A 19,917-nucleotide genomic window follows, 5' to 3' on the forward strand; every position below is an offset into this window, starting at 1 on the left:
CGCTTGCGTAACGCGTTGGAACGTGTATCCGGTGCGACGCGCCGATCCTGTGATGCGGATAGACCTTTTCTTGTCGGTGATCGCCGGTACCGTGGACGAAAAGCACTCCGAGGAGGTGCCGACATGCAACACGACCTTCCCGGAGGTCGGCATGAAGAAGCCGACCCTTCAGAGACGACTGGAGCAGGAAAGACGCCGGACGAGTACGCGCGGCAGATGCGTTTCCTCGAGGAGGAAGTCGCACTGCTGCGGAGGAAGCTGACCGATTCCCCCCGCCAGAACCGGGTGCTGGAGCAACGCCTCGCCGAAGCATCGGAACGTGTGGCCCAGCTCACTGAGCGGAACAGCAAGCTGGTCGAGACCTTGCGCGAGGCGCGTGGGCAACTGCTCGCCCTGCGTGAGGAGGTCGACAGGCTTGCCCAGCCGCCCAGCGGTTACGGCGTGTTCGTCGAGGCCTATGAGGACAGTACGGTCGACGTCTTCACGGCGGGACGGAAGATGCGGGTGTCCGTATCTCCGGCGGTGGAGATCGACTCGCTGCAGCGTGGTCAGGCGCTGCGGCTCAACGAGGCCCTGACCGTGGTCGAGGGCGGCGACTTCGAGCGCACCGGTGAGGTGTGCGCGCTGCGCGAGGTGCTCGCCCCCGAGATCGAGGACGGCGCGCACCGTGCGCTCGTCGTCGGGCACGCCGACGAGGAGCGGGTGGTCTGGCTTTCGGATCCGCTGGCGGCGCAAGCGCTCAAACCGGGCGATTCGCTCCTGGTCGACTCGAAGGCGGGCTACGCCTACGAGCGAGTGCCGAAGGCCGAGGTCGAGGATCTCGTGCTGGAAGAGGTCCCGGATGTCCGGTATGAGGACATCGGCGGTCTCGGCCGGCAGATCGAGCAGATCCGCGACGCGGTCGAGCTCCCGTTCCTGCACGCGGACCTCTACCGCGAGTACGAGCTGCGGCCGCCCAAGGGTGTCCTGCTCTACGGCCCCCCCGGCTGCGGTAAGACCCTGATCGCCAAGGCGGTGGCCAACTCGCTGGCGAAGAAGGTCGCCGAGGCCAGGGGTGAAGGCGACGGCACGGTGGAAGCCAAGTCGTACTTCCTCAACATCAAGGGCCCGGAGCTGCTGAACAAGTTCGTCGGGGAGACCGAGCGGAGCATCCGCCTGATCTTCCAGCGGGCGCGGGAAAAGGCCTCGGGCGGCACCCCCGTCATCGTCTTTTTCGACGAGATGGAGTCGATCTTCCGCACCCGTGGCAGCGGTGTCTCCTCGGACGTGGAGACCACGATCGTGCCGCAGCTGCTGGCGGAGATCGACGGTGTCGAAGGGCTCGAGAACGTCATCGTGATCGGCGCCTCGAACCGTGAGGACATGATCGACCCGGCGATCCTGCGGCCGGGCCGGCTCGACGTGAAGATCAAGATCGAACGGCCCGACGCCGAGGGCGCGAAGGACATCTTCTCCAAGTACCTCACCTCGGGGCTGCCGATCCACGCCGACGACCTCGCCGAGTTCGGTGGCGACATCCCGGCCACGATCGACGCGATGATCCAGCACACCGTCGAGAGGATGTACTCCGAAACCGACGAGAACAGGTTCCTCGAGGTCACCTACGCCAACGGGGACAAGGAGATCCTGTACTTCCGCGACTTCAACTCGGGCGCGATGATCCAGAACATCGTGGACCGGGCGAAGAAGTCGGCGATCAAGTCCGTGCTCGAGACCAAGCAGCCGGGCCTGCGGGTCCAGCACCTGCTGGACGCGATCGTGGACGAGTTCGCGGAGAACGAGGACCTGCCGAACACGACCAACCCGGACGACTGGGCCCGGATCTCCGGTAAGAAGGGCGAGCGGATCGTGTACATCCGCACGCTCGTCACCGGCAAGAACCAGGATTCCGGGCGCGTCATCGACACTGCGACCAACACCGGCCAGTACCTGTAGGGGTTGGGAAAGCGGGGCCGCCGACCAGTTCGGCCGCCCCGCTTTCGCATGTCGCGCCGACGCGTTGTCTGTATAACGATCTATACTTCGGCGCTATGAGCGAGCCTGCCCGTCCCCACGCTCCGGTGACCGCCGCGGATGTGCTGACCTGGCTGGAAGAGACCGCGATCGCCGTGCGGGCCGGGGAGGTCGGCGCGGACGAGCTGATCGCCGTGCTCGGCGAGCTGCGGCGCGCCTCGGCGGCCTGTGCCGACGCGTCGGACTGGGCACTGCTGGCCGCGCGCGAGGCGGGCGCGAGCCTGCGGCAGATCGCGCCCGTGTTCGGCAAGGGTTACGTGCGCGCGCCCGCGGCGCGCCTGGAGAAGCTGCACCGGCAGGCGCTGAACTCCGGGCAGTGGCTGGAAATCCTCCGCCAGCGCGCGGACGGTGTATAACCACCTGGGGGCAGACATCGACACTCGCCATGTGTTGTCGCGGGTGGCACGGACCGTTGCCGCGGGTGGCACGGACCATGAGGAAGGGGCAGGGCCCTGCGTATCGGACTCGGCTTGGCCGCGGTGGGCCGGCCCGCGTACATCAACTTGGGCAGGGCGGAGGAACTTCCCGCGGAGCGGGACGTCGAGACGATGCGGCGGGTCACCTACGCCATGCTCGACGGGGCCTACCAGGCCGGCGTCCGCTGGATCGACGTCGCGCGGTCCTACGGCAGGGCCGAGGAGTTCCTGGCCGGGTGGCTGGCCAGGCGGAACCACGGCGACCTCACCGTGTCCAGCAAATGGGGGTACACCTACGTCGGCGCGTGGCGGATGGACGCGGCGATGCACGAGGTCAAGGAGCACTCGGCGAGCAGCTTTTCCCGCCAGTGGTCGGAAAGCCGGGCCCTGCTGGGCTCGGCGATCAACCTGTACCAGGTGCATTCGCTGACCACGGACAGCCCGCTGTTCACCGACGAGCCGCTGCTGCGCGCGCTGTCGGCCCTCGGTGACGACGGGGTGCGCGTCGGGTTTTCGACGTCGGGGCCGCGTCAGGCTGAGGTCATCCGGCGTGCCTTCGAACTCGAGGTCGCCGGGCGGCCGATCTTCACCGCGGTCCAGTCCACCTGGAACCTGCTGGAACCCTCGGCCGGGCGCGCGCTCGCCGAGGCGCATGCGGCCGGGAACCTGGTGCTGGTCAAGGAAACGCTCGCCAACGGCAGGCTCGTGGTCTCCCCGCCGCCGGTGGTGTCCCGGATCGCGGCCCGCCACGGGGTCGGGCCCGACGCCGTCGCGGTCGCGGCCGTGCTGGCGCGGCCGTGGGCGGGCACGGTGCTCGTCGGGCCGTCCAGTACCGCGCAACTGACCGCCAATCTCGCCGCGACCAGGGTGAATCTCGCCGACGGTGAACTGCGGGCGCTTGCGACGCTCGCCGAGCAACCGCGCGACTACTGGGCACGCCGATCCTCTTTGCATTGGCGGTGAAGGCTTCCGCTAGTCTCGGCGCCCCAGCTACCGAGCAGAACGGGGGCGATTCGGTGCGTTACGGACGGTTAGTGGTCCTGAGCACGGTCCTGCTGGCCGGACTCGCGGGTTGCGCCGACCGGCCCAACAATCTCGAGACGTACTACGACCGGCCGGCCGGCGCGGCCACCACGAGCACCCCGCCGCCGGCCGCGCCCGGGAAGCCGGACGCGGCGGCCGCCGCGGCGAGCAGCGCTCAGCGGGAGATCGCGGACGAGGTGACCGCGGCGGTGCTGACCAAGAGCGATCTCGCCGGCGAGGGCGTGCGCCCGGCGACCGAACGCCCCGAGAGCAGTGCGTGCTTCAACGGGGTGCCCGCGGGCGATCCGCGCGGCGCGAGCTGGACCTATTCCAGCGGTTCCTCGCTGATCCAGCAGGTCACCGGCTATCTCGACGAGACCGCGACCGGTGTGCTCGACCGGGTGCGGTGCGACGGGCGTGCGCTGGACCTCCCCCTGCCCTCCGGGGCGGAGTCGGTTCGCGGCTGGTGTTCCGGCGGGACCTGCACGGTGTTGCTGGCGGCCGGGCATGTGCTGTCGGGCCTGGAGGTCTCCGCGACCACCAGCACCCGCGCCGAGGACGCCGTGAAGAGCCTCGCCCCGCTGGCCGCGCGGAAGCTGCCCGCCACCTGATCCCGGCTCACGAGTTCAGCCGTAGCGGCGGAACCACTCGAGAATGCCGGCGCGGCCGTCGGGAATCAGCGGGCTCGACGGGTCCTGCGCCCACGCCCGCAGTTCGCCCAGTGGCATCCAGCGCCCTTCGACGATCTCCTCGGGCTGGTGCGTGATCGGGCCGTCCCAGCGGGCCTCGAAGGCAAAGTTGTGGCACCGGTACGGCGGCTGCTCGAAGACATGGGTGAACAGCGGTGTCAGTGCCGTGCGCACGCCCAGCTCCTCGGCCAGCTCACGGGAAGCGCATTCGGCGGGCGTTTCCCCGGCGGCGACCACCCCGCCCGCCCAGCAGTCCCACAGCCCGCCGAACACGTCCTTGTCCGGCGAGCGGCGGTGGATGTAAGCGCTTTCTCCGTCGCCCGACCGGAGCAGGACCTCACCGGCGGCATGCCACAGCCCGCGTGCCCGCATCTCCGCCCTCGTCGTGCTGCCGGTGACGGTACCGAGGGCGTCGTAGACGGCCACCTGCTCGTCGGGCATGCACCGACGGTAGCGGTTACCGGCTCGCAACGTGGACGCCACGCGCCGGCCGCCGCGGCGACCCGTAGGCTTGGGACATGCGGCGGATCATGGGAACCGAGGTCGAATACGGCATCGCGGTGCCGGGTGACGCGACCGCGAACCCGGTGCTGACCTCGACACAGGTGGTGCTGGCCTACGCGGCCGCGGCCGAGATCCCCCGGGCACGGCGGGCGAGATGGGACTACGAGGTCGAGTCCCCGCTGCGGGACGCGCGCGGGTTCGACCTGGCGGGCCCTGGCGGGCCCGGCCACGACCCCGACGTCGAGGACCTCGGCGCGGCCAACGTCATCCTCACCAACGGCGCCCGGCTCTACGTCGACCACGCCCATCCCGAGTACTCCGCGCCCGAGGTCACCAACGCGCGCGACGCGGTGATCTGGGACAAGGCGGGGGAGCGGGTGATGGAGGAGGCCGCGATCAAGGCCGCCACCGTGCCCGGCCAGCCACCCCTGCAGCTGTACAAGAACAACGTCGACGGCAAGGGCGCCAGCTACGGCACCCACGAGAACTACCTGATGTCCCGCGCGACGCCGTTCACCTCGGTCATCGGGGGGCTCACCCCGTTCTTCGTCTCGCGCCAGGTCGTCACCGGCTCCGGCCGGGTCGGCGTCGGCCCGCAGGGCGAGGAGGCCGGCTTCCAGCTGTCGCAGCGCTCGGACTACATCGAGGTCGAGGTCGGCCTGGAGACCACGCTCAAGCGCGGCATCATCAACACCCGCGACGAACCGCACGCCGACGCCGACAAGTACCGCAGGCTGCACGTCATCATCGGGGACGCGAACCTCGCCGAGTACTCGACGTTCCTCAAGGTCGGCACCACCGCGCTGGTGCTGGACATGATCGAGACCGGCCAGCGGTTCGACGACCTCAAGCTCGACGAGCCGGTCCGCTCGGTGCACCAGATCAGCCACGATCCCACCCTCAGGACGAAGGTGCCGATCGCCGGCGGCCGGAAGTACACCGGGCTGGAGATCCAGTTCGCCTACCACGAGCTGGCGGCCGCGCACCTGGAGCGCGAGGGCGGCGACGAGCAGTCCAAGGAGGTGCTGCGGGTCTGGGGCGAGGTCCTCGACGCGCTCGCGCGCGATCCGGCCGAGTGCGCCGACCGGCTGGACTGGGTCGCCAAGCTGCGCCTGCTGGAGGGTTACCGCCAGCGTGACCAGCTGGGCTGGGGCGCGCCGCGGCTGCACCTGGTCGACCTGCAGTACTCCGACGTGCGCCTCGACAAGGGCCTCTACAACCGCCTGGTCACCCGCGGCTCGATGAAACGCCTGGTCAGCGAGGACGAGGTGCAGCACGCGATCACGAACCCGCCGGAGGACACGCGGGCCTACTTCCGCGGCCGGACGCTGGAGAAGTACGCGGCCTCGATCGCGGCCGCGTCCTGGGATTCGGTCATCTTCGACGTGGGCAAGGAATCGCTCGTGCGGATCCCGACCCTGGAACCGCTGCGCGGCACGAAAGCGCACGTCGGCAAGCTGCTGGAGGACTCCGCGACAGCCGAGGAGCTGGTGGAGGCGCTCACCGGCAGCGACTGACCCACGGCAAGCCGTGCCGTGACCATGCCCCGATTGTCGTTCCCACTGGGTAGTCTGGAAGCAACAGCTCACCGGGAGGCGAGATGGCTCAGGAAAAGATCGAAAAGCACGGCGGCGGCGACTCGGACGAGGAACTCGAGGGGGGCGCCCCGGCAGGCCAGGAACGCCGCGAGAAGCTCGGCGAGGACGTCGACACGATCCTCGACGAGATCGACGACGTGCTGGAGGAGAACGCGGAGGACTTCGTGCGTGCCTACGTGCAGAAGGGCGGGCAGTAACGCCGTCCGCTCCGGCCACTAGGCTCACCGCATCGCCAGCCCCACCGACCTGATGGGAATCACGAGCACGCATGGACAACACGCCGGGCTCCTCGGGTTCTTCGCTGCCCGCGGCCTATTTCTCGACCACGACCTCGTCGTTCGCCGAGTTCCTCAAGATGCAGGCGCCTGACCTGCTTCCGGGGCACCGGCAGGCGCCGGGCACGTCCGCGAAGGAGCTGGACGCGCCGCACGGCACCACGATCGTCGCGGTGACCTTCTCCGGCGGCGTGCTGATCGCCGGTGACCGGCGGGCGACCTCGGGCAACCTGATCGCCTCGCGGGACATGGACAAGGTCTCCGTGACCGACGAGTACTCGGCGGTCGGGATCGCGGGCACGGCGGGGCTGGCGGTCGAGCTCATCCGGCTGTACGCGGTCGAACTCGCGCACTACGAGAAGATCGAGGGCGTTCCGCTGTCGCTGGACGGCAAGACGAACAAGCTCTCGACCATGGTCAAGGGCAATCTCGAGGTGGCGATGGCGGGGCTGGCGGTGCTGCCCCTGTTCGTCGGCTACGACATCGAGGCGGACGACCCGAAGCGCGCGGGCCGCATCGTGTCCTACGACGTGACCGGCGGCCGGTACGAGGAGAGCGCCGGCTACCACGCGATCGGCTCCGGTTCGCTGTTCGCGAAGTCCGCGCTGAAGAAGCTCTACGACCCCGAGGCCTCGGAGGAGGCCGCGGTCCGCGCCGCCGTCGAGTCGCTCTACGACGCCGCGGACGACGACACGGCGACCGGCGGGCCGGACATGGTGCGCCGGATCTTCCCGACGGTCGTCACGATCACCGCCGAGCGCGGGGCCGAGCTGCTGCCGGCCGACCAGACCGCGGCGGTGGCCGAGGCCGTCGTCGAGGACCGCCGCGAGCAGGCCGCCGCCGGCCGCAGCTGAGAAGTACCTTCCCGTTCCACCGAGCACTCTGGAGCCGCCACCGTGACGATGCCGCTGTACGCCTCACCCGAGCAGTTGATGCGCGAGCGCTCGGAGCTCGCTCGCAAGGGCATCGCGCGCGGGCGCAGTGTGGTCGTGCTGAAGTACGCGGGCGGGGTGCTGTTCGTCGCCGAGAACCCGTCGACGACGCTGCACAAGTTCTCCGAGATCTACGACCGGATCGGGTTCGCGGCGGTCGGCCGCTACAGCGAGTTCGAGAACCTGCGGGTCGCCGGTATCCGGCACGCGGATCTCAAGGGCTACCAGTACGACCGCCGCGACGTGAGCGCGCGGGCGCTGGCGAACGCGTATGCGGCCACGCTGGGCAGCATCTTCACCGAGCAGCTCAAGCCGTATGAGGTGGAGATCTGCGTCGCCGAGGTCGGTGCCACCTCGGCCGAGGACCAGCTGTTCCGGCTGACCTACGACGGGTCGATCTTCGACGAGCCGCAGTTCGTGGTGATGGGCGGGCAGACCGAGCCGATCATCAACAAGCTCAAGGAGGAGTTCGAGGAGGAAGCCGAGCTGGAGCAGGCGCTGCCGATGGCGGTGCGCACGCTGCGCTCGACCTCGCCGAACAACGGCAGCGCCGAGCCGGTCAAGCTCGAGGTCGCGGTGCTGGACCGCAACCGCCCGCGCCGTGCCTTCCGGCGCATCACCGGGGCGGCGCTCGACGCGCTGCTGCCGGCGCCCGAGCCCGCCGCGCCCGAGGGTGCGGAGAAGCCCGGCGAGGACGGCGAGAAGCCGCAGAACGGGGACTCCGCCGGCTGACCTGCGCGACCACGTCGGAGGGAGCCCCGGGACGCCTGGGGCTCCCTTTGTGGTGCCCGGCGAAACCGCTGGTGAACACCCGTGGGCCGGGCCACGGCGTGTCGCCGCCCGAACGGCGCACCGCTACTGGCCCGAAAGCGCCTAGCATTGAGTAATGCAGCGGAGGATTTTTGGCATCGAGACCGAGTTCGGGGTCACGTGCACTTTTCATGGCCAGCGCCGCCTTTCGCCGGACGAGGTCGCCCGGTACCTGTTCCGGCGGGTGGTCTCGTGGGGGCGCTCCTCCAACGTGTTCCTGTCCAACGGCTCACGGCTCTACCTCGACGTGGGCTCGCACCCGGAGTACGCGACGGCCGAATGTGACGACCTCGTCCAGCTGGTCACGCATGACAAAGCCGGTGAGCGGATCCTCGAGGACCTGCTGGTGGACGCCGAGCGGCGGCTGGCCGACGAGGGCATCGGCGGTGACATCTTCCTGTTCAAGAACAACACCGACTCGGCGGGCAACTCCTACGGCTGCCACGAGAACTACCTGGTCACGCGTGCCGGCGAGTTCTCGCGGATCGCGGACGTGCTGCTGCCCTTTCTCGTCACCCGCCAGCTGATCTGCGGCGCGGGCAAGGTCCTGCAGACCCCGCGCGGCGCGGTGTACTGCCTTTCCCAGCGGGCGGAACACATCTGGGAAGGCGTGTCCAGCGCCACCACGCGGTCGCGGCCGATCATCAACACCCGCGACGAGCCGCATGCCGACGCCGAGCGCTACCGCCGCCTGCACGTCATCGTGGGTGACTCGAACATGGCGGAGCCCACCACGCTGCTCAAGATCGGCAGCGCGCACCTCGTGCTGGAGATGATCGAGCAGGGCGTGCAGTTCCGGGACTTCACCCTGGACAACCCGATCCGCGCGATCCGGGAGATCAGCCACGATCTGAGCGGCCGGCGCCCGGTGCGTCTCGCCGGCGGCCGGGAGGCTTCGGCGCTGGACATCCAGCGCGAGTACTACGGCCGCGCCGTGCAGCACGTGAAGGCCAACGACTCGGGCCCGACCGCGCGGCGGGTGATCGAACTGTGGGGCCGCGCGCTGGACGCCGTCGAGCAGCAGGATTTCACCAAGATCGACACCGAGATCGACTGGGCGATCAAGCACCGGCTCGTGGAGCGTTACCGCGCGAAGCACAATCTGGACCTGTCCAGCCCGCGGGTCGCGCAGCTCGACCTGGCCTACCACGACATCCGGCGTGGCCGCGGCCTGTTCGATCTGCTGCAGCGCAAGGGCCTGGTGCGCCGCATCACCGACGACGGCGAGATCGAACTGGCCAAGGACACCCCGCCGCAGACGACGCGGGCGAAGCTGCGCGGTGACTTCATCGCCGCCGCCCAGGCCGCGGGCCGCGATTTCACCGTGGACTGGGTGCACCTGAAGCTGAACGACCAGGCCCAGCGGACCGTGCTGTGCAAGGACCCGTTCCGCGCCGTGGACGAACGCGTCGACCGCCTGATCAGCTCGCTGTGACCGGCGAGCGCCCGCAGTGCGAGCGCGGAAGGCCGGACGGTGGCGTCCGGCCTTCGTTGACGACTCGCATCACGTCGCTGAACTGACCGGCACCCGCGGCGTCTCGGCTTCGCTGAGGCCTACCCGCGAATGCAGGCGGCGCAACGGCGCGGGTGCCCACCAGGCGTGCCGGCCGAGCAGCCGCATCCCGGCGGGCAGCAGCACGCCGCGCACGAGCGTCGCGTCGAGGAGCACGGCGAGCCCGGTGCCGATGCCGAACATCTGGATGAAGCTGACCCCGCTCGTGCCGAACGCGAACAGGCTGACCGCGAGCAGAGCCGCGGCCGCCGACACGATCCGCCCGGAGCGGGAGAGCCCCTGGATGACGGCTTCACGCGGCCCGGCGCCGGCGTCGTGTGCCTCCTTGATCCGGCTGATCACGAACACCTCGTAGTCCATCGACAGCCCGAACGCGATGCAGAACAGCAGCATCAGCATGCTCGTGTCGAGCGGCAGCGGGGTGAAGCCGAGCACCGAGGACGCGAACCCGTGCTGGAACACCAGCACCATCAGCCCGAGCGTCGCCGACAGGCTCAGCAGGTTGAACAGCAGCGCGCGCAGCGGTTGCAGGATGCTGCCGGTGAACAGGAACAGCAGCACGAAGGTGGTCACCGCGATCAGCCCGCCGGCCAGTGGCAGGCGGCTGGCGATCGCGTGCTTCGAGTCCACCAGCACCGCCGCGTCACCGCCGACCTTGACCTCGGTCGGCGCCGCTGTCCGGCGGATCTGGCCGACCACGTCCTGCGCTTCGGCCGACCGCGAGTCCGTGGTGTCCGGCAGGACGGTGAGGCGCTGGGCGTCGCGGGCGGCGAGCGTCGAGTCGGCCGGGGAAACGCCCAGCGACCGGCCGTGGCTGTAGTCGCCGGCACTGGACGAGACATGTGAGACGCCCGGCAGTTCGGACAGGCGCTGCGCGTAGCCGCCGAGCGCCGCGCCGGGGGAGCCGACCGTCACCACCTGGATGGCCCGGCTGTCGTTCTGCGGATAGTCGGCGCGCAGCACGTCGCCGACCACGCGGCTCGACGCGGGCGGCTGCAGGACGCGCTCGTCGGGCGTACCGAATCGCACGCCGAACAGCGGTACCGCGGCCAGCACCAGCAGGATGAGCACGGGCAGGGCGGCGCGGGCGGGACGGCGCAGCGTGGCGCCCGCGATCCGCGCCCACCACGGCGAGACGGTGCTCGTCGGGCGTGCCCACGGCAGGCGCCCGGCGTTCACGCGCGGCCCGAGGACCTTCAGCAGCGCGGGCAGTACGAAGAGCGCGCCGAGCATCGCGATCACGATCACCCCGATCCCGGCGTAGGCGAAGGAGCGCAGGAAGTACAGCGGGAACAGCAGCAGCGCGGCGAGCGCGACGGCGACGGTGGCGGCGCTGAACGCGATCGTGCGCCCGGCGCTGCCCACCGTCCGGGCCACGGCGTCGCGCACGTCCCCGCCGGCCGCGATCTCCTCACGGAACCGGTTCACGGTCAGCAGCGCGTAGTCGATTCCGAGACCGAGGCCCAGCGCGGTGGTCAGGTTGATCGCGAACACGGACACGTCGGTGAGGGATCCGATGACCGACAGTTCCGCGAAGGTGCCGAGTACGGCGATCCCGCCGACGACGAGGGGGAGCAGCGCGGCGACGAGGCTGCCGAACACGATCACGAGCAGGATCGCGATGATCGGCACGGCGATCATCTCCGCGCGCATCAGGTCCTTCGCGACCTGGTCGGTCACGTCGGTGTTGGCGACCGCGGCCCCTCCCGCGGTGACGGTGACCGGGCCGTCGTCGCCCTGGTAACGGTCGACGATGTTTTCGACGTCCTTCTGGTTTTCCGCGTGCGCGACGATCAGCGCCGAGCGGCCGTCGGCCGATTTCAGCGCGGGCGCGCCCGTCTGCCAGTACGACGCGGTACCGGAGAGAGCACGGTCGGCGGCGACGCGCCGGCCCAGTTCGGTGCCGGCGGCACGGACGGCGGCGTCGTCGACGGTGCCGGCCTTCGCCTGCACCAGCAGGACGAAGTTGGTGCCGCCGCCGAAGTCGCGCTGGACGAGGTCCTGGGCCTGGCTGGACTCGGCCGCCGGGTCGGTGAACCCCTGCGAGTGGAGCTTGCCGAAGGCCGTCATACCGAGTGCCCCGGCGCCGATCATGAGCAGGACGGCGACGGCGAGGACGGCTCGTGCGTGGTCGGCGGCGAACCGCCCGAGGCGAGCGAACATGGTATCCCCACGGAAGTTGGCAGGTGTTAACTTGGCGACTGTTAACTTGCCATCGATGTGTGCGGGTGTCAACATTGATCTGTGAGTTCCTCAGCCCCTGTTCGAACCGGCTACCACCACGGCGACCTGCGCAACGCCCTCATCCGGGCGGCGGCCGACCTCGCGCAGTCCGGCGGTCCCGCCTCGGTGACGATCCGCGCGGCGGCACGGGCCGTCGGCGTCACCCCGACGGCCGCGTACCGGCATTTCGCGGGCCACGAGGAACTGTTGCACGCGGCCAAGGAAGAGGCGATGGAGCGGCTCAGCGCGGCGATGAGCGAGGTGCTGACCCGGGTGCCCGAGACGGAGGACCGGGTGCGGCGGGCCGTCTGCGCCGTCGCCGCGATCGGCCGGGGCTATCTCAACTTCGCACAGGCCGAACCAGGCCTGTTCCGCACCGCGTTCGCGGCGGCGGCCGACGTGCCCGCCTTCGCCACCACCAGACCGTTCCTCCGGCTGGTCGAGGCGCTCGACGAACTGGCCGCGGCCGGGTACCTGCCCGCCGAACGGCGGCCGATGGCGGAGATCGCGGCGTGGTCGTCGGTGCACGGGCTCGCGATGCTGTGCCTCGACGGCCCGTTGCGTTCGGTGGGTTCCGACCAGCGGCGGCAGGCGATGGGGCGCGTGGTCGAGGTGGTCATGGAGGGGCTTGGCGGCCGCGCGCTCTCACCCGGGCTGCGCGCCGACATCCTGGAATTCGCGCGCTGACTAAACCACACGTTCGGTCATGGGTTCGAATCTGCGGCGTGTAATGCCGGACCTCCGATCGCGGCTTGCGGATGCGAGCTACTGTGTTCGGGTGTCCACCGCCCGCGCCGAGCGCCTGGTCAATCTGGTGCTCGCCCTGCTGTCCACCCGGCAGTACCTCACCGCTGACCGGATTCGCGGGATCGTGCCCGGGTACGCGGACGCGTCCAGCGACGAGGCGTTCTCGCGGATGTTCGAGCGGGACAAGACCGAACTTCGCGAGCTGGGTATCCCGCTGGAAGTCGGGCGGAACTCGGTGTTCGACTCGCAGGACGGCTACCGGATCGCGCGGCGTGACTACGAGCTCGGTGAGATCGAGCTCGCGCCCGACGAGGCGGCGGCGGTCGGGCTCGCCGTGCGGCTGTGGGATTCCCCGGAGCTGACCGGGCAGGCCCAGGGCGCGCTGGTGAAGCTGCGCGCGGCGGGGGTCGAGGTCGACCACACCGCGCCGCCCGTCGTGGAGTCGCGGGTTCGCACCGAACCGGCGTTTTCCCCGCTGCTCGCGGCGGTTCAGCAACGCCAGGCCGTCCGGTTCGGCTATCGCCGGTCCGGGTCCGCGGAGCGGATGACGCGCACCGTCGAACCGTGGGGCGTCGTGTCGTGGCGCGCCCGCTGGTACGTCGTCGGCCACGACCGGGATCGCGCCGCGCCCCGGTGCTTCCGGCTGTCCCGGATCGTCGGCGAGGTGCGCGCGATCGGCGAACCCGGTGCGGTGGAGCGGCCCCAGGACGTGAACCTGCTCGAGTTCGTCGCGGGCAGCGACGGGAGCCGCGAGCATTCACCGGTCGCCACCGCGAAGCTGTGGATCGCCGACCGGCGCGCGGCCGGGGTGCGCCGCCGCGCGAAGCTCACCGGACGGCTGACGGTCGACGGGATCGAGGGCGATCTCGCGGAGCTGGAGCTGTACTACCCGGAGAGCGCCGCCGACTGGATCGCCGGGCACGGCCCGGACGTGCTCGTGCTCGAACCGGACGTGCTGGCCAAGTCGGTGCACGAGCGGCTGCGGGCGGTGGCGGGGGAAAGATCGTGAGCAGTTCGACCGATCGCATGCCGCGGCTGCTCGCCCTGGTCCCGTACCTGCTCGCGCGGCCGGGGATCAGGATCGACGACGCGGCCCGTGATTTCGGCGTGTCCCCGAAACAGCTCCGCCGCGACCTGGAACTGCTGTGGATGTGCGGGCTGCCCGGGTACGGGCCCGGGGACCTGATCGATCTGTCCTTCGCCGGAGACACCGTCACGGTCACCTTCGACGCCGGGATGAACCGGCCGCTGCGGCTGACCGGCGGGGAGGCGACCGCGTTGCTGGTCGCGCTGCGGGCCCTGGCCGAGACCCCGGGCCTGCTCGACACCGACGCCGTCCGCCGCGCGATCGCCAAGATCGAGGCCGCCGCCGGGCAGGCCCAGCCCTCCGGGGTGGTCGTCGGCCTCGGTGTCCGGGAGGGCGAGAGGACCGCGCACACGCGTGGCGTGGTGCAGCGGGCGCTGCAGGCCCGTCGCGCGCTGCGCATCCGCTACTACACCGCGTCACGGGACGAGATCACCGAGCGGACGGTCGACCCGATGCGGCTGCTGATCGTGCAGGCCGTCGGCTACCTGGAGGCCTGGTGCCGCCGCGCCGAGGGCGTCCGGCTGTTCCGGCTCGACCGCATCGACGACGTGCGGGTCCTCGACGAGCCCGCCGCGCCGCCACCGGCCGCGCGGCCCACCGACATCTCCGACGGCGTGTTCGCGGCCCGGCCCGGCCAGGAGGTCGCCGAGGTGGTGCTCGAACCCGACGCCCGCTGGGTCGCCGAGTACTACCCGTGTGAGGAGCTCGCCGAACTCGAGGGCGGGCGGCTGCGGGTGCGGATGCGTTACGGCGACGAGTCCTGGATGTCCCGGCTGATGCTCAGCCTCGGCGGCGACGCGCGCGTCGAAAGCCCGCCACAGCTCGCGGCGGCCGTTCGTCGGCGGGCCGCCGACGCACTGGCGCGGGCACGTCACCTTCCGTCCACCTTGAGCCAGTAGGGTGACCGGGTGTCGTACCTGCCGAGCATCCTGCTCGCCGCCGCCGGCCTCGTGCTGCTGGGCGTTCTGCTGTTTGTCGTGGTCAGGGGCTTGCGCCGGTTCCGCTCGGCGTTGACCATGGTCGTGACGAGCACGAACGATCGCGCCGGGCTGCTCAGGGCGCGCTCGGCCGGTCTGCGGGTCGCATTCCGGCAGCTTCGGCGCGCCGGGGAAAACCAGTAGCATTGGGCAAGAAACGAACGAAGGAGGCCAGGCTATGCTGAACGGGTTGCAGCCGTGGCACGTGATCATCTTGGTGCTGTTGGTGGTTCTGCTGTTCGGTGCCAAGCGGCTTCCCGACGCCGCCAGGTCGATCGGCAAGTCCATGAAGATCTTCCGGGCCGAGACGAAGGACATGCGCGAAGAGGAAACCGCGACCGAGCCCGAGAAGAAGGAGCTCCCCTCCGCGACGGCCCAGCCTGCCGGTACCGACCAGCAGGTGGCCGACCTGCAGCGCCAGCTCGACGAGCTGAAGAAGCAGCAGGACCAGGCGCAGAAGCACGCCAGCTGACGCGGGAACGGGGTTAGTTCCAGTGGCGGACTCCGCCCCCGAAAGCCGCCGGTCGCGGCGGCGCAAGCGCAGCCGTCGGCACAATCCCGACGGCACCATGACGCTCGTCGAGCACATCTACGAGTTCCGCAGGCGGCTCGGCTGGGCCCTGCTCGCGCTCGTCATCGGCGGCATCTTCGGCTTCGTCTGGTTCCAGACGAGGCTCGGTCCCGTCGAGTCGCTCGGTCAGCTGATGAACGGCCCGTACTGCGGGATCCCGGCGAACCGCCTGCTGCCAGGGACGATCGGGCCCGACGGCACCTGCCGGCTGCTGCAGACGGCGCCGTTCGAAGGCATCATGATCCAGCTGAAGGTCGGTCTGGCGGCCGGCGCGGTGCTCACCTCGCCGTTCTGGCTGTACCAGCTGTGGGCGTTCATCGCCCCGGGCCTGTACTCGAAGGAGCGCAAGTACGCGCTGATCTTCGTCGGCTTCGCGAGCGTCCTGTTCGCGGCCGGCGCGGTCCTGGCGTACCTGCTGGTGCCGCACGCGTTCAAGGCGCTGATGAGCTTCGGCGGCGACTTCTTCACCACCGCGCTCACCGCGGACAAGTACATCTCGTTCGTACTGTCGCTGCTGGTGATCTTCGGGGTGAGCTTCGAGCTGCCGCTGCTGGTGGTCATGCTCAACCTCGTCGGGGTGGTCAAGTACGCCCAGCTGAAGAAGTGGCGCCGCGGCATCGTCTTCCTGCTGTTCGTCTTCGCCGCATTCGCGACCCCGGGTTCGGACCCGTTCTCGATGCTGGGGCTGGCCGGTGCGCTGACGGTCCTGTTCGAGGTCGCGATCCAGATCGCGCGGATCAACGACAAGCGCAGGGAGCGCCGGCGCCAGGAAGAGGGCTGGGACGAGGTCCCCGACGACGAGGCCGCCCCGTTCGACTACACCCCGAGCACGATCGACGAACCGGCCCCGGAGGCGGCGGGCAAGACCAGCACCGACGACATCACCTAGGCCGTGCGGGCGGCGCTGGCCGTGCACCGCGACTCCGGGCGCGGGGCGGCTCTGAGCATCGCCGGCGTGGTCGCCGAGCGGTTGCGTGAGCACGTCGAGCACCTCGAACTGTGCACGGGTGCGCTGCCGGAGCACGGGTTCGACGTGCTCGTCGCGCTCGGCGGGGACGGAGCCGTGCACCAGGCCGTCCAGCACTGCGCGGGCACCGGCGTGGCGCTGGGACTGGTGACCGCGGGCAACGGCAACGACTTCGCCCGCGCGCTCGGGATCCCGCTCGACCCGCTCGGCTCCCTCGAAACGCTGCTGACCGGGCTGCGTGAGGGCCGGCGGCGGCACCTCGATCTCGGCAAGGCCGGTTCGCGCTGGTTCGCGACCGTGCTGTGCGCGGGGTTCGACGCCGGGGTCGCCCGCCGCGCGGCCACCCTGCGCCGGCCTCGCGGGCCCCACCGCTACGACGTGGCGGTCGTCGCGGAACTCGCCCGTTTCCGGCCACGGCCGGTGACGGTCCAGACCGAACACGAGCGGTTCGAGCTCGACGCGACGCTGGTGGCGATCGGGAACACGCCCTACTACGGCGGCGGGATGCCGATCTGCCCGGCGGCCCGGCCCGACGACGGCCTGTTCGACGTCACGATCGTCGGCGCCGCGAGCCGCCTCGACCTGGTCCGGATGCTGCCGAAGCTGCGCACCGGCGCCCACCTGGCCCACCGCGCGGTCCGGACGCTGCGCGCGCGGGAGATCCGGCTCGGCGGGGCGGAGCTCCCGGTCGCCGCGGACGGCGAGATCCTCGGCCCCTCGCCGGTCCTCGCCCGCTGCGTGCCCGGCGCGCTCACCATGGTCGCGTGACGTGCCCTCAGCCGTGGACGTGACGCCCCGGTAGCCTGGCGAGGTGGCCGCTAGCCCTTCTCCCTCTCCGGCCGAGGCTTATCAGGCTTCGCGGCGCCGGGGCAGGTATCCCCAGCTGACCCGTTTCGCGGCGGAGGCGGCGTTCGAGTTCGACGAGTTCCAGATCCGCGGCTGCGAAGCCCTCGAAGGCGGGCACGGCGTGCTGGTGTGCGCGCCCACCGGCGCCGGCAAGACCGTCGTCGGCGAGTTCGCCGTGCACCTCGCGCTCGCCGAAGGCCGCAAATGCTTCTACACCACGCCGATCAAGGCCCTGTCGAACCAGAAGTACAACGATCTCGTCGACCGGTACGGCACGGAAGCGGTCGGCCTGCTCACCGGCGACACCGCGATCAACGGCAGTGCGCAGATCGTCGTGATGACCACCGAGGTGCTGCGCAACATGCTCTACGCGGGCTCCTCGGCGCTGACCGACCTCGGCTACGTGGTGATGGACGAGATCCACTACCTGGCCGACCGGTTCCGCGGCGCGGTGTGGGAGGAGGTCATCCTCCACCTGCCCGAGTACGTGCGGGTGGTGGGCCTGTCCGCGACGGTGAGCAACGCCGAGGAGTTCGGCGAGTGGCTCGTCGAGGTACGCGGGGACACCACGGTCGTCGTTGACGAGCACCGGCCGGTTCCGTTGTGGCAGCACATGATGGTCGGCAACCGGATGATGGACCTGTTCGCCGTCGACAGCGGCGCCGGGGAGGCCATGAACCCGGGCCTGCTGCGGCGCGTCGAGGAGGTCGGGCGGCTGCACGCTCCCGCCGGGTCGCGGGGCCCGCGCAACCGGGGGCGCCAGCAGTTTCGCGGCCCGCGCTTCCGGCCACCGTCCCGTGTGGACATCCTGACCCGGCTCGACGCCGCCGGGCTGCTGCCCGCGATCGTGTTCATCTTCTCGCGGGCCGGCTGCGACGCGGCCGTCGCCCAGTGCACCCGGGCGGGCCTGCGGCTCAACACGCCCGAGGAGAGCGGCCAGGTCCGGAAGATCATCGCCGAGCACACCGGTGACCTGCCCGAGGGCGACCTGGGCGTGCTGGGCTACTGGGAATGGCGCGAGGCGCTGGAAGCCGGGGTCGCGAGCCATCACGCCGGGCTGCTGCCGGCGTTCAAGGAGACCGTCGAGGAGCTGTTCGTCCGCGGGCTGGTGAAGGTCGTGTTCGCGACCGAAACGCTCGCGCTCGGCATCAACATGCCGGCCCGCACGGTCGTGCTCGAACGCCTGGTCAAGTACAACGGCGAGGCGCATGTCGATCTGACGCCGGGGGAGTACACGCAGCTGACCGGCCGCGCCGGGCGTCGCGGGATCGACGTCGAGGGGCACGCCGTCGTCGTCTGGCAGCCCGGGGTCGATCCGAAACAGGTCGCGGGGCTCGCCTCGACGCGGACGTACCCGCTGCGGTCGTCCTTCCGGCCCGGCTACAACATGGCGATCAATCTCGTCGCCCAGCTCGGCCCGGAGAAGGCGCGGGAACTGCTGGAGCAGTCCTTCGCGCAGTTCCAGGCCGACCGGTCGGTGGTGGGGCTGGCCCGGCGCATCGAGAAGAACCGCGACGCGCTGGACGGCTACGCCGAAGCGATCACCGGCGACTTCGACGAGATGCTCGAGTATGTCGCGCTCCGCAAGAAGATCTCGGACCGGGAGAAGGCGCTTTCCAGGCAGAACGGCGCCGCCCGCCGGGCCAGCACCGCGGACTCGCTGGAGAAACTGCGCAAGGGCGACGTGATCGCCGTGCCCGCCGGGCGCCGCGCGGGGCTCGCGGTCGTGATCGACCCGGGGCTCGACCCGGTCCGCGAACCGCGCCCCGTGGTGGTCACCGAGGACCGCTGGGCCGGGCCACTGTCCCTTTCGGACTTTCCGGCACCCGTGGAACCGTTGGGGCGCCTGAAACTGCCCAAGCACGTCGAGCTCCGCTCGCCCAAGACCCGGCGGGACATCGCGTCCAGCCTGCGGAACACGGGTATCTCGGTTCCCTCGCGCCAGCGTCGCCGGTCGAGTGCGAACGACGACGCCGAGCTGGCGATGCTCCGCCGTGAACTGCGCGCGCACCCGTGCCACGGGCTCGCCGAGCGCGAGGCGAACCTGCGCTGGGTCGAGCGGTACCAGCGCCTGCAGGACGAGACCGCGCAGCTGGAGCGCCGGGTCGCCGCGACAACGCATTCGCTCGCGCGCGCCTTCGACCGCATCCGCGACCTGCTCGACGAGCGGGGCTACCTCGGCAAGGGCGAGAACCGGATCACCGAGCACGGCCAGCGGCTGGCCCGGCTCTACAGCGAATCGGATCTGCTCGCCGCGGAATGCATCCGCCACGACGTGTGGAACGGCCTGAACCCGGCCGAGCTCGCCGCCGTCGTGTCGACGCTGGTGTTCGAGGCGCGCCGGGACTCGCCCGGCCAGGCGAGGCTGCCTTCGGGCGCGGTGCCGCGGGCCTGGCAGGACACCGCGCGGCTGTGGTCGGAGCTGGCCGAGGACGAGCGCCGTTACCGGCTCGACCGCACGCGTGAACCCGATCCCGGGTTCGCCTGGCCCGTCTACCGCTGGGCCCGCGGGGAATCGCTGGAGCAGGTGCTCACCGCGGCCGCGGCCAACGGGCAGGAGCTGTCCGCGGGTGACTTCGTGCGCTGGGCACGCCAGGTGATCGACCTGCTCGACCAGATCCGGACCGTGCTGGGCCGCCACGACCAGGTCGGCGCGGCGGCCGCGAAGGCGGTCAAGGCATTGCGGCGGGGTGTCGTCGCGGCCGGGGCCGAGTAGCGCTTCCGGG

At 70.6% G+C, this 19,917-nt stretch carries 19 protein-coding genes; 17 read left to right on the forward strand and 2 right to left on the reverse strand.

Annotation, left to right across the window (positions count from 1 at the left end):
• Positions 1-123 precede the first annotated feature (123 nt).
• From arc to FG385_RS15230, 4 genes are all read left to right on the forward strand, one after another.
• On the forward strand, positions 124-1,935 hold the full coding sequence (gene arc, locus FG385_RS15215; protein ID WP_139097369.1) for a proteasome ATPase: 1,812 nt from the start codon (positions 124-126) through the stop codon (positions 1,933-1,935).
• 95 nt (positions 1,936-2,030) lie between these two features.
• Entirely contained in the window at positions 2,031-2,369 is a 339-nt protein-coding gene (locus FG385_RS15220) for a hypothetical protein (protein WP_139097370.1), read from the forward strand.
• Between the two features lie 192 nt (positions 2,370-2,561).
• Entirely contained in the window at positions 2,562-3,392 is an 831-nt protein-coding gene (locus FG385_RS15225; RefSeq protein WP_235022589.1) for an aldo/keto reductase, read from the forward strand.
• Between the two features lie 71 nt (positions 3,393-3,463).
• A complete protein-coding gene (locus FG385_RS15230) occupies positions 3,464-4,063 on the forward strand; it encodes a hypothetical protein (protein WP_235022586.1) in 600 nt (199 codons plus the stop codon).
• Between the two features lie 15 nt (positions 4,064-4,078).
• Here the strand turns inward: FG385_RS15230 and FG385_RS15235 are convergent, their stop codons facing one another.
• Positions 4,079-4,582: an NUDIX domain-containing protein gene (locus FG385_RS15235; RefSeq protein WP_139097373.1), complete on the reverse strand. Its 504-nt coding sequence runs from the start codon at positions 4,580-4,582 to the stop codon at positions 4,079-4,081.
• Positions 4,583-4,659: 77 nt separating this feature from the next.
• Here FG385_RS15235 and dop point away from each other — a divergent pair, with 77 nt between their 5' ends.
• The 5 genes from dop to pafA all read left to right on the forward strand — a co-directional run bounded on the left by dop (position 4,660) and on the right by pafA (position 9,695).
• On the forward strand, positions 4,660-6,162 hold the full coding sequence (gene dop / locus FG385_RS15240; protein WP_139097374.1) for a depupylase/deamidase Dop: 1,503 nt from the start codon (positions 4,660-4,662) through the stop codon (positions 6,160-6,162).
• Between the two features lie 83 nt (positions 6,163-6,245).
• Positions 6,246-6,440, forward strand: coding sequence for a ubiquitin-like protein Pup (locus FG385_RS15245; RefSeq protein WP_139097375.1), 195 nt, complete (start codon positions 6,246-6,248; stop codon positions 6,438-6,440).
• Positions 6,441-6,511: 71 nt separating this feature from the next.
• Positions 6,512-7,372 (forward strand): proteasome subunit beta, encoded by an 861-nt coding sequence (prcB, locus tag FG385_RS15250; protein WP_139097376.1) that lies wholly within the window; start codon positions 6,512-6,514, stop codon positions 7,370-7,372.
• A gap of 42 nt (positions 7,373-7,414) precedes the next feature.
• Positions 7,415-8,182, forward strand: coding sequence for a proteasome subunit alpha (gene prcA / locus FG385_RS15255; RefSeq protein WP_139097377.1), 768 nt, complete (start codon positions 7,415-7,417; stop codon positions 8,180-8,182).
• Between the two features lie 154 nt (positions 8,183-8,336).
• On the forward strand, positions 8,337-9,695 hold the full coding sequence (gene pafA, locus FG385_RS15260; RefSeq protein WP_139097378.1) for a Pup--protein ligase: 1,359 nt from the start codon (positions 8,337-8,339) through the stop codon (positions 9,693-9,695).
• Between the two features lie 69 nt (positions 9,696-9,764).
• Here the strand turns inward: pafA and FG385_RS15265 are convergent, their stop codons facing one another.
• Positions 9,765-11,936, reverse strand: coding sequence for an MMPL family transporter (locus FG385_RS15265; protein WP_139097379.1), 2,172 nt, complete (start codon positions 11,934-11,936; stop codon positions 9,765-9,767).
• An 81-nt stretch (positions 11,937-12,017) separates the two neighbouring features.
• Here FG385_RS15265 and FG385_RS15270 point away from each other — a divergent pair, with 81 nt between their 5' ends.
• From FG385_RS15270 to FG385_RS15305, 8 genes are all read left to right on the forward strand, one after another.
• Complete coding sequence (locus FG385_RS15270; protein WP_139097380.1) at positions 12,018-12,683, forward strand: TetR/AcrR family transcriptional regulator; 666 nt, start codon at positions 12,018-12,020, stop codon at positions 12,681-12,683.
• Between the two features lie 91 nt (positions 12,684-12,774).
• Positions 12,775-13,752, forward strand: a complete 978-nt coding sequence (locus FG385_RS15275; protein WP_139097381.1) for a helix-turn-helix transcriptional regulator — start codon at positions 12,775-12,777, stop codon at positions 13,750-13,752.
• A complete protein-coding gene (locus FG385_RS15280; RefSeq protein ID WP_139097382.1) occupies positions 13,749-14,729 on the forward strand; it encodes a helix-turn-helix transcriptional regulator in 981 nt (326 codons plus the stop codon). Before FG385_RS15275 ends, FG385_RS15280 begins: the two co-directional genes overlap by 4 nt.
• Positions 14,730-14,738: 9 nt before the next feature.
• On the forward strand, positions 14,739-14,951 hold the full coding sequence (locus FG385_RS15285; RefSeq protein WP_139097383.1) for a bacteriophage holin: 213 nt from the start codon (positions 14,739-14,741) through the stop codon (positions 14,949-14,951).
• Positions 14,952-14,985: 34 nt separating this feature from the next.
• On the forward strand, positions 14,986-15,279 hold the full coding sequence (gene tatA / locus FG385_RS15290; protein ID WP_139097384.1) for a Sec-independent protein translocase subunit TatA: 294 nt from the start codon (positions 14,986-14,988) through the stop codon (positions 15,277-15,279).
• A 22-nt stretch (positions 15,280-15,301) separates the two neighbouring features.
• Entirely contained in the window at positions 15,302-16,267 is a 966-nt protein-coding gene (gene tatC / locus FG385_RS15295; RefSeq protein WP_139097385.1) for a twin-arginine translocase subunit TatC, read from the forward strand.
• 3 nt (positions 16,268-16,270) lie between these two features.
• Positions 16,271-17,113 (forward strand): diacylglycerol/lipid kinase family protein, encoded by an 843-nt coding sequence (locus FG385_RS15300; protein ID WP_139097386.1) that lies wholly within the window; start codon positions 16,271-16,273, stop codon positions 17,111-17,113.
• Between the two features lie 43 nt (positions 17,114-17,156).
• Positions 17,157-19,907 carry a DEAD/DEAH box helicase gene (locus FG385_RS15305; RefSeq protein WP_139097387.1) on the forward strand — a complete coding sequence of 917 codons (2,751 nt, stop codon included), beginning with the start codon at positions 17,157-17,159 and terminating at the stop codon, positions 19,905-19,907.
• Positions 19,908-19,917 lie beyond the last annotated feature (10 nt).

The organism is Amycolatopsis alkalitolerans (assembly GCF_006152065.1).
GTDB classification, from domain to species: domain Bacteria; phylum Actinomycetota; class Actinomycetes; order Mycobacteriales; family Pseudonocardiaceae; genus Amycolatopsis_E; species Amycolatopsis_E alkalitolerans.

Excerpts from the sequence above, each read along its gene's own strand:
- FG385_RS15235 (WP_139097373.1), bottom strand. The coding sequence starts at position 4,582 with ATGCCCGACGAGCAGGTGGCCGTCTACGACGCCCTCGGTACCGTCACC.
- prcB (WP_139097376.1), top strand. The coding sequence starts at position 6,512 with ATGGACAACACGCCGGGCTCCTCGGGTTCTTCGCTGCCCGCGGCCTAT.
- dop (WP_139097374.1), top strand. The coding sequence starts at position 4,660 with ATGCGGCGGATCATGGGAACCGAGGTCGAATACGGCATCGCGGTGCCG.
- FG385_RS15245 (WP_139097375.1), top strand. The coding sequence starts at position 6,246 with ATGGCTCAGGAAAAGATCGAAAAGCACGGCGGCGGCGACTCGGACGAG.
- tatA (WP_139097384.1), top strand. The coding sequence starts at position 14,986 with ATGCTGAACGGGTTGCAGCCGTGGCACGTGATCATCTTGGTGCTGTTG.
- FG385_RS15220 (WP_139097370.1), top strand. The coding sequence starts at position 2,031 with ATGAGCGAGCCTGCCCGTCCCCACGCTCCGGTGACCGCCGCGGATGTG.
- pafA (WP_139097378.1), top strand. The coding sequence starts at position 8,337 with ATGCAGCGGAGGATTTTTGGCATCGAGACCGAGTTCGGGGTCACGTGC.
- FG385_RS15265 (WP_139097379.1), bottom strand. The coding sequence starts at position 11,936 with ATGTTCGCTCGCCTCGGGCGGTTCGCCGCCGACCACGCACGAGCCGTC.
- FG385_RS15225 (WP_235022589.1), top strand. The coding sequence starts at position 2,562 with ATGCGGCGGGTCACCTACGCCATGCTCGACGGGGCCTACCAGGCCGGC.
- arc (WP_139097369.1), top strand. The coding sequence starts at position 124 with ATGCAACACGACCTTCCCGGAGGTCGGCATGAAGAAGCCGACCCTTCA.